Annotated in this window: 1 pseudogene (cut by a window edge); it reads right to left on the reverse strand. The window is 44.8% G+C overall.

Annotated elements, in window-relative coordinates:
• Nucleotides 1-211, reverse strand: a pseudogene (locus tag COV52_00245) (hypothetical protein); it reaches 56 nt to the left of the window's first position.
• Between the last annotated feature and the right edge of the window lie 186 nt (nucleotides 212-397).

Below are 397 nucleotides of genomic sequence, written 5' to 3' on the forward strand. Positions count from 1 at the left end.
CGGGTGCAAAAAACTTGCCCGTGGGGATTAGGCTGCTATAAAACTGCTTAACGCCCTCTAACCCTTCGCCACCAATGCACGTAGGAATATTATTAATGTGCGGATCAGACGTCATGGTTGCCAAGGTTGTTTCTAAATCTTTATTAAGCTCGGCATTGACGTGTTGGTTAAAGGCATCCAATAGCGCCTGTTTGTTTGCGGAAAGTGTCATAGAGAAGTATCCTTACCATTCTTTGGTTTTTAGTATAACGAGCGCAAGTTTAAACACCAAGTACAATTTCCCATCTCTCACATAGTTTGTCCTGTAGCCCGGGTCGTGACCCGGGATTATTTCTCCCGAATTACGCGCTTTTGCGCTAATCCGGGCTACATTTTTCTCAAGAAAATTCAGGCGGCT

This window comes from Gammaproteobacteria bacterium CG11_big_fil_rev_8_21_14_0_20_46_22, assembly GCA_002796245.1.
Taxonomy (GTDB): Bacteria; Pseudomonadota; Gammaproteobacteria; order UBA12402; family UBA12402; genus 1-14-0-20-46-22.